Below are 8791 nucleotides of genomic sequence, written 5' to 3' on the forward strand. Positions count from 1 at the left end.
TAATACTGGTAATGTTACTGTTTAAATCAGTCAGAAAAGAAAGGGAACCGGCGGGGTTCGTCTGGAGGTTCTGTCCCAAATGATTTAGTTAATTACCTACTTTTCAGGCAACCGCCGGCCGCCCAAAGCTCCCTTTTTTAGGGAGTTTTTTTTATGCGCAGTCTTAAGGCAGATCGCTAAAAATGGATGGTAAGAGCATCCTCGATATCAAGGATTTCAAAATTGGCAGAATGACTGTTGAAGAATATGATTCTGTCCTCGTAGTGCTGATAGTATTTATAGGCAGGTTCTACTATGATTTCATTATTGGAATTGATAAGTCCATAAAGCCCGTCTTTTGGACACCAGACCCCATCTTCCTGTTCTCCCTGGTAATAATACATCAGACCTGTGCGGCTGATAACAAATAAATCATCCTTAAAAGTGTGATCAATCCAGTTATACGCAATCGGGATAACGAGCTTTCCTTCCTGATCAAAAGCACCCCATTTTCCGCCATCCATAGTATAATAGCACTCAGCAGCTTCTGCCTCTTCCGATTCATAATCATTGCCGGATACCGCGTTTCTTTTTTCGTAAACCAGAATAGATTTGCCGCGTTTGGAGATCAGGTCGTAAAGCGGCGGAATTATGGTTTTGAAGTTCTGGTCCAGCAGCCCCTGCTGTTTGATCATAGCGGTATCGTCGGCATAATGGGAGTAGAACGTCCCGATATCATAAACCGTATAAAAGCAGGGATCATGGACAAAATTGACCAGACCATATTCAAGGGTTTGAAGCAGCGGTCCGTTCCGGTCATAGATCCAATACCTGCTGGATTGAATATCATTGCCGTCTTCATCTTTTCCTTTATGGACCTCTTCTCTGGCTTTGAAGATTTTCAGGGTTTTATTGTACTCAATTTCCCTGAATTTTAAAGGGATTATGGTTTCAAATTTAGAGTTGAGTATTCCTGCATTATCATCAATAACGACAAGAAAGCTGTCTTCATTGATGTCCCTTACTGCGTCGTACACAGCAGGAACCAGTATCTCAAAATTCTCATCGAGCACTCCCTCTCTGGTGGTCTTGTAGCCGTCAGGCTTATCTCTCTGCTCGCTGAATAAAAGAACGTTTCTTTTGGTCTGCGGATGATGGACTGATTGGTATTTATGAGTGTCAAGGAGGATTTCTGCGGTTTCCGAAACTTTGAGCACCCTTGTCTTACCGCCCTGATGGTTATAGAGGTTCAGGACAACGAATCCCCTTGTATCGCGGAGTCCGAAAAATTCCCCGTGTTTGAGGTTGAGCCTGCTGCAGATGAGGTCAAAAATTTCACGTGTCCGCTGCATCTCAGACTGTCTTTCTTCAAAGGCTTTTAATTCTTCTGGGCTCATAGGGCATTGGAATATTTATTCAAAAATAGCATAAAAAAGCATTGGAATCCATCCTTTAATACCATAAAATAGTCTGCCTTTCAGAAATAAAAAAGCCACCGGCAAATTTTGGCTGGTGGCTTTGGTTCTTCTTTTTTACTTCTTTTTTTCTGCACCTAATGCAGTAAGTTTCTCGCTAAGTTCGGTAAGGCCTGCTTTGGCCAGACAGTCTGCGGAAAGCTGTTTGAGTTCAGTAATATTTTCTTCTGCTGTGCGCTGCAGCAGCACCGACGGACTGCCGTCATTTTCAAACAGGCCACGCTCAATGACATGGCTCAGCAACAGCACATTCTTTCGCGAGATCTTCAGGTCAATCCTCACCGGCTCGTTCATACCAGGGGTACTTAGTATGGTATCAAAAACTTGGGCAACATCATTTTCTGTCAGCATAATCCACTTGTTTTAAATTAATAATTTATTGATTCAAATATAGGAAGAAGCCCTGAAAACACCCCGTTCAAAATATGGACGGGATAGGCGCAGTCCATAAGTGTTTTCTACTTTCGCTTTCACAATCTGCTAAAACAAAGTTAAGACAGCTTAAAAAGAATTTTGCTTTGATAAAGCGGTTGGACTGCCTCGTTCCTGCAGTCGGCCAGATGTCCGTTTGTTAAACAAACGCATCCGGCTGCCCTCTGCTCGGAACTCGCTGGCAGTGAAATCAAAAGAAAAGAGTTTAAAAAATGAAAGGGAAAGAAGATGAAAAAAAAGATTTTAAACAGAACCCGTATTGCAGCGGTGCGCTTTACAGCGGCTGAATATGCCACCCTTGAGAGAAGATTCAAGACCACTACGTGCAGGCAGATGAGCGAATACCTGAGAAACTGCCTGCTGCATAAACCCGTTACAGTTAAACACCGGGATGCCTCACTGGATGAATTTATGCTCGAATTCATCCGACTGCGAAAGGAGCTCACAGCACTGGGGAACAACTTCAACCAGACCGTTAAAAAACTGCACACCCTGCAGCAGATTCCTGAGTTTAGACAGTGGATTGTAGGTACTGCAGCACAGCGCGAGAAACTGCTGTTTCAGGTATTGGAAATCCAAAAAATGACCAGTAAAATAACACAGAAATGGTTGCAGTCATAAAAACCGGACACTCGGTGCACAGTATATTCCATTACAATGAAAACAAGGTTAAAGAAGGTGTTGCAAAGTGCATCGGGGAAGGCAATTATCCTGCTGCTATACAGGACATGGATGCGTCTATGAAACTAAGCAGACTGACCCGCCAGAATGCCCTGAACGCCAACGTAAAAAGAAACAGCGTGCACATCTCGCTGAACTTCCATCCCTGTGAAAAATATGCTGATGAAAAGTTGTTGAGAATAGCAGAAGCCTATATGGAAAAAATAGGTTTTGGGCAGCAGCCGTATCTGGTCTACCGGCATGAGGACGCAGGTCATCCGCACATCCATCTGGTCTCTGTAAAAGTAAGGGACGACGGCTCGCGGATCGACATGCAGAACATCGGGAAAAACCAGTCCGGAAAAGCCCGGAAAGAGATTGAAAAACAGTTTAATCTGGTGAGGGCGGAAGGCAGGAAACCCGAAGTAATTTCTCTTGTAAAGCCTGTGGCAGTAAGTAAGGTTTCCTATGGAAAAACAGAATCCAAAAAAGCGATGTCCGGTGTGCTGGGCTCGGTGCTTTTCAATTACAAATATACCTCGCTGGCAGAGCTCAATGCGGTGCTGCAGCTATACAATATAAAGGCGGACAGGGGAAGTGAAGATTCGAGGATTTTTAAAAGCGGAGGGCTGGTCTACCGGATACTGGACAAGGACCAGAAAGCCACAGGAGTTCCAGTCAAGGCAAGTGATTTTGCCATAAGACCTACCCTGGCTTTTTTAGCGAAACGCTACGTGTTGAACAGCGGTGAAAAGACCTTTGAAAAGAAGCGGGTAAGAAGTGCCGTGGACGCTGTTTTTCTTGGAAAAAAAATAGATATAAACAGGCTGTCCGCCCAGCTGAAGAAAGAGGGGATTGATATGGTTTTCAGAAAGAGTGAGACAGGAAAACTTTATGGGATCACCTATGTAGATCACGTCACGCGCTGTGTTCTGAACGGCAACGCCCTGGGAAAAAAGTATAGTGCTAAAGGCATGCTGGAACGCCTGGATACCGGCAGCCAAGTGGCAGGTCTTTCAGAGGAGAAATCAGCATTGAAACATGATTTTAAAGAGCAGCAGCAAACGGCTTTTGAAGCCCCTTCAAAAGGTACTTTAGTCCAGATTCTCGAGGAACTTTTCACGCCCGAGTGGCAGGCGGATCAGGTGCCTGCCGCATGGAAGAAAAAACGCCGCCGAAGAAAAAAAAGAGGCGGTTCGGATCTGAATTAAAAGATAAAAATAATACTAAAAATCTACAGCCATGCAGACAGGAGAAAATGAACAGGCGCTTAGAAAAATAGTAGACATGACAAGGCTCATCAGCATTCTTTTGCTGCTGGGGCACTGCTACTATTACTGTTATGAGGCATTTAAAGTATGGAGCCTTACCGGGGAGTTTGGCGATAGGATCTTTCAAGGGGTTTACCGAACAGGGCTGTTCGGGAACTTTTATATTTCCAAGCTCGCTGCCCTTGGTTTTCTCTTGATATCACTGCTCGGGGCAAAGGGAAAGAAAGACGAAAAACTGGCGCTTAAGACGGCGCTTTATAAAATGATTTTGGGACTGGTCGTGTACTTTTTGAGTGCACTGTTTCTGATTTTTAATACCGACTTTTTGTATGCGGCAGTACTGTATATGAGTGTTACGGCATTGGGATTTCTGCTGGTACTTTCGGGAGGCACGCTGCTGTCCAGACTGATTAGAAACAGGCTGGCCGACAGGGATATTTTCAACAGCGAAAATGAAACTTTTCCGCAGGAGGAAAGGCTTCTGGAAAATGAGTATTCCATCAATCTTCCGGCTCAGTATTATCTGAAAAAAAAGCTGCGTTCCAGCTGGATTAATATCATCAATCCGTTCCGCGGGCTGATGGTCTTGGGTACGCCCGGATCTGGGAAATCCTATTTTGTCATCCGTCATGTCATCACCCAGCATATCGCCAAAGGATTCAGCATGTTTGTCTATGATTTCAAATATGATGACCTTTCTAAAATCGTGTACAATACCTTTGAGAAATACAAGCATGTCTATGCTGTAATGCCGAAATGTTACTTCATTAATTTTGACAATATCATGCACCGATGCAATCCTTTGGATCCGCAAAGCATGGAAGATATTACAGACGCGTCGGAGTCCGCAAGAACGATTCTCATGGGACTTAACCGCGAATGGATCAAGCGTCAGGGGGACTTTTTTGTGGAGTCGCCAATCAATTTTTTATCGGCTGTAATCTGGTACCTTCGAAGATACAACGACGGAGAGTTCTGCACTCTGCCGCATGTCATCGAGCTCATGCAGATCGACTACGACAGCCTCTTTACCCTTTTGCGTACTGATAAGGAAATCGAGGTATTAATCAACCCCTTTATCAATGCCTATCTCAACGATGCGATGGACCAGCTCGAAGGGCAGATTGCCTCAGCTAAAATAGCTATGGCAAGACTGTCGTCGCCCCAGCTCTACTATGTACTCTCTGGAAATGATTTTACGCTCGATATCAATAATCCCGATGAACCGAAGATCGTCTGCATGGGTAACAATCCGCAGAAAATCCAGATTTATGGCGCGGTATTATCGCTTTATGTGAACCGCCTGATCAAGCTCGTAAACAAAAAAGGCAAGCTCAAATCCAGCCTCATTTTTGATGAGTTCCCGACCATCTATCTCAACAATATGGACAGCCTGATAGCGACGGCAAGAAGCAATAAGGTAAGCACGTGCCTGGGCGTGCAGGACTTTAGCCAGCTTAGAAAAGACTACGGGCGCGAGCAGGCCGATGTGATACTGAACATTACCGGAAACATTATTTCGGGACAGGTGACAGGGGATACGGCAAAGCAGCTTTCCGAACGTTTTGGTAAGATCATGCAGGACCGCGAGAGCATTTCGATTAACAGTTCCGATACCTCGGTCAGCCGTTCCAGACAGCTGGAATCGGCTGTTCCCGCATCGAAGATTTCGTCCTTAAGTTCAGGAGAGTTTGTGGGGATGACAGCCGATAATCCGGATTGTAAGATCGAGCTGAAGACCTTTCATTCATCGATCGTCAACGACCATGAAGCTTTAAGGAAAGAGGAAGAAAGCTATAAAGAAATACCGCCTGTGCGGAAGCTGGATAGTGCGATGATCCAGCAGAATTTTTTGCAGATCAGGCGGGATGTGCAGGAGATTATCTACACCGAGATGGACAGGCTTTTAAATGATCCGGCGCTCAGGCATCTGGTGGTGAAGAAGAAAAAGAGATGAAGGTTTACAATTTTTTTTAATTGAGGCGTAAAGCAGGCTTTTTTATGATTATTTTGGCCGGCAACCGTGGATGCGGTGATGGTTTTGAGGATTTTAGATAGGAAGGATAGATGCGGAATACGGATTCATTGCGATTAAAGAAGGTGTCTATGAAATAGGTTTTAAAGGCAAGGGTTTTAGTTTTGATAATGAATCAGCCAGACATAAAACGTATTTAGAATCTTTCGAAATCTCCAGTACATTGGTAAACAATGCAGATTATCTCCGTTATTGAAGACGGCTGTTATTGTGATTTTAGATATTGGCATTCCGACGGCTGGCAATGGGTGAAGCAGGAAAATGCAAAGGCACCGCTTTATTGGGATTTTATAGCCGGGATGCATTACACCTTAAATGGTTTACAGCAAATAGATGCTTCAGCATCAGTTTGTCATAGCAGTTTTTATGAAGTTTCTGCGTATGCAGCGTGGAAAGGAATGTTTAAACACCGGGAATTTTATTAAAATAGTATAGAGGCGTGAGATCTGGTATATACAGAAGGAACGTATGTGCTCCTAATACTTTTTTTTGTAAGGGAACGCTTTTTTGTCGGATAAATTATGTGTGTAAAATATTATAATTTATATATTTGATGCTTGTTATTTTATATATTAATTAATAAGAAAAAAGAATGAATCCCATTAAGGTGCTGCGGCTATTTGCCACTTTAAGTTTGCTGATAATACTAATTAATTGCGGATCGGATGAAGCTGGAAAATCCAACGCAATTTCAGAGTATAATTCTGATGTTTCAAGTGCGAGAGATTGGTTTTACAGCAAAAAAAATGATTCTACAATAGAATTTATGCCTTACATCAAAGAAATTAGCTGGGAAAAAAGCATTACTTCTGAAGGTGCTCTGGGCCGAATAGTTGAAGTTCCATTTACGCTTAAAGATAATCTGAGTGCTTCTGGAAAGGAGGTCAAGCTTTATAATGACCACCACCGCTTCCTGTTTGTGAAAGATGAAAAGCAGAACTACAAACTTTTTTATGTCCAGATTTTTTCTGATCAGAAAGATTTTGATATTGTAGATATGGATTACAATTATTATTCAATCGATGATAATTTTGACGGAGAAGTGTATGTGCAGGAACTATCCACAAAAAAAGGAAGCAGGATTGAATTTAAAAACGGCGGAAAAGTTAAGCCGTCGCTAACTTCAAAGATGAGGGAGCAGGCCTGCGTATATTATGGATACTGGTATGAAGACGGACATTTTGAAGCTTTGTATGAAGTGGGATGTTATGGAGGGGGAGGTGATCCTGATGATTATAGGGATCCAGCTCCCGGGTATGGCGGTGGCGGAGCAGGAAGCAGCGGTGGGTCGACCAATAATTCAAATCTCACCAAGTCACAAAAAATAGAAAAAAGCATAATAACAGATCAGCTTGATCCTTGCACAAGGGCCGTTTATCAGAAGCTGATCAGCCTTCAGCAGGGTGATATAGCAATAATGATTGAAAGATTCAAAATGCCCAGCTCCATTTTTAATATTAACATGAGTACTGGAGAGGTTCAGGATAATGATCCAAACGTAGCGGCACAGACAAAACGTGTTAAGGATTCGTATTCGGACGTAAGCATAGTTTTCAATCAGGATTATATCAGCGGGCTGGGCAATGATTCGCCGCCAACTGATCTGTCTGTTGCTGCGGCAATGGCGCATGAAGTAATTCATGCCTACCTTATCAGCCTTGCTCAGGAATATGATTCCTGCGGTGAATCCTGTCTCTCTGATTTTCCTACAGTTTATGAAGCTTATGTGAATTCAGAGATTAAAAAAAATAGAAACATTCTTCCTGAAAGGCATCATGAGGTAATTGCTGGAGATTATGTGTACTCCATTGCGGAAACACTTGAAGAGTTTCATACCGGAAGCAGGGGGCGTCCAGGTTTTCCCCAGCAGATTTATATTGATATAGCATGGGGTGGACTTATTGGCACAACAATCTTTAATAGAACGTACCCGAATGATCCGTCGCATAAAAATTATCAGGACCGTCAGCGTATTCTCGGCAGAATTACTGCTGAAAGACTTGGGTCTGTATATGGAGTGAATACACCGGTTGGAAAATCGTGTAAATGATTTAATAATAATAAATTATGAGACTACAAAACACCATTTTAAGCGTGCTGGTATTTTCTTTGATTCTGTCCTGTGCATCAGCGCAGAAGAATGAAGGCACCGATCCTGTAGATTGTTTTCTTAAAACACAGGATCTTGAGAAAAACAAAAAGTACATTCTCCAGCGTGATAAAGTAAAATATACGGAAGCCTTACGGCTGTTTAGCGGCGGAGAGGGGCCTGAACATATCCCCGACAAAACCGGTGGCAGTGGGAAGGAGCAGGAGCTGTTTGAAGAAAGGTACTGGAGGCAGCTCTATGCAGATTATTCGAGAGACACAATAAAAAAATACTGGCGGAAAGAAGATTTTCCTGCATATAATTTCGTGCTTGAGGATAAGAAGGGGCTTATGCGGTCCGATTTTATGAGAAGATATTTCGGTTCTGGAATAGACAGGGTGATCGCACTTTCCGACCCTATGTATTATAAAGACAACGCTTATGCGATGTTTTATTATAACACCTATGCATTTTCCGGAAGCTCTCAGCCATGCCTTGTCATCATGAGAAGAGAAAAGGAAAACTGGATACTAGAAAAAATCATAGGTGATTACATCTTTTATTAAACACGTTAAATGAGATGGATCAATCATATTTTCTGACGGTTAGTTAAATCATAAAGCAGATGAAAATTGCATATGCTTTATATTAGTATTGCATAAATAGAAAAACAACCTCCGGGTTGTTTTTCTATTTATAATGTTTTGTAGTATTACCCTTGAGGACGAAGTTGGCAGCAAAGGTCATGTTGTTTAAAGGTGAAATTAGTACAAAGTTAGTTAGTTAGTTAGTTAGTTAGTTAGTTAGTTAGTTAGTTAGTTAGTTAGTTAGTTAGTTAGTTAGTTAGTTA

The 8791-nt window shown here is 42.6% G+C and carries 8 protein-coding genes; 6 read left to right on the forward strand and 2 right to left on the reverse strand.

The annotated features are described in order from the left end of the window. Window positions 1-176: 176 nt before the first annotated feature. Window positions 177-1376: a WG repeat-containing protein gene (locus ABEB31_RS21020; protein WP_347053626.1), complete on the reverse strand. Its 1200-nt coding sequence runs from the start codon at window positions 1374-1376 to the stop codon at window positions 177-179. 135 nt (window positions 1377-1511) lie between these two features. Next, window positions 1512-1805, reverse strand: coding sequence for a hypothetical protein (locus ABEB31_RS21025; protein WP_347053627.1), 294 nt, complete (start codon window positions 1803-1805; stop codon window positions 1512-1514). A gap of 309 nt (window positions 1806-2114) precedes the next feature. On the opposite strand from ABEB31_RS21025, the gene ABEB31_RS21030 reads away from it, so the two are divergent. The 6 genes from ABEB31_RS21030 to ABEB31_RS21055 all read left to right on the forward strand — a co-directional run bounded on the left by ABEB31_RS21030 (window position 2115) and on the right by ABEB31_RS21055 (window position 8507). Continuing rightward, window positions 2115-2507, forward strand: a complete 393-nt coding sequence (locus tag ABEB31_RS21030) for a plasmid mobilization protein (protein ID WP_347053628.1) — start codon at window positions 2115-2117, stop codon at window positions 2505-2507. Further along, entirely contained in the window at window positions 2492-3757 is a 1266-nt protein-coding gene (locus ABEB31_RS21035) for a relaxase/mobilization nuclease domain-containing protein (RefSeq protein ID WP_347053629.1), read from the forward strand. The genes ABEB31_RS21030 and ABEB31_RS21035 overlap by 16 nt, the downstream gene beginning before the upstream one ends. A gap of 31 nt (window positions 3758-3788) precedes the next feature. After that, on the forward strand, window positions 3789-5774 hold the full coding sequence (gene mobC, locus ABEB31_RS21040; protein ID WP_347053630.1) for a conjugal transfer protein MobC: 1986 nt from the start codon (window positions 3789-3791) through the stop codon (window positions 5772-5774). A gap of 251 nt (window positions 5775-6025) precedes the next feature. Then, window positions 6026-6277 (forward strand): hypothetical protein, encoded by a 252-nt coding sequence (locus tag ABEB31_RS21045; protein ID WP_347053631.1) that lies wholly within the window; start codon window positions 6026-6028, stop codon window positions 6275-6277. 167 nt (window positions 6278-6444) lie between these two features. Next, window positions 6445-7902, forward strand: a complete 1458-nt coding sequence (locus ABEB31_RS21050; RefSeq protein ID WP_347053632.1) for a hypothetical protein — start codon at window positions 6445-6447, stop codon at window positions 7900-7902. A 17-nt stretch (window positions 7903-7919) separates the two neighbouring features. After that, the gene (locus ABEB31_RS21055) at window positions 7920-8507 is read left to right on the forward strand and encodes a hypothetical protein (protein ID WP_347053633.1); all 588 of its coding nucleotides are present in this window, start codon (window positions 7920-7922) and stop codon (window positions 8505-8507) included. Window positions 8508-8791: the final 284 nt, after the last annotated feature.

The organism is Flavobacterium olei, from assembly GCF_039749035.1.
Taxonomy (GTDB): domain Bacteria; phylum Bacteroidota; class Bacteroidia; order Flavobacteriales; family Flavobacteriaceae; genus Flavobacterium; species Flavobacterium olei.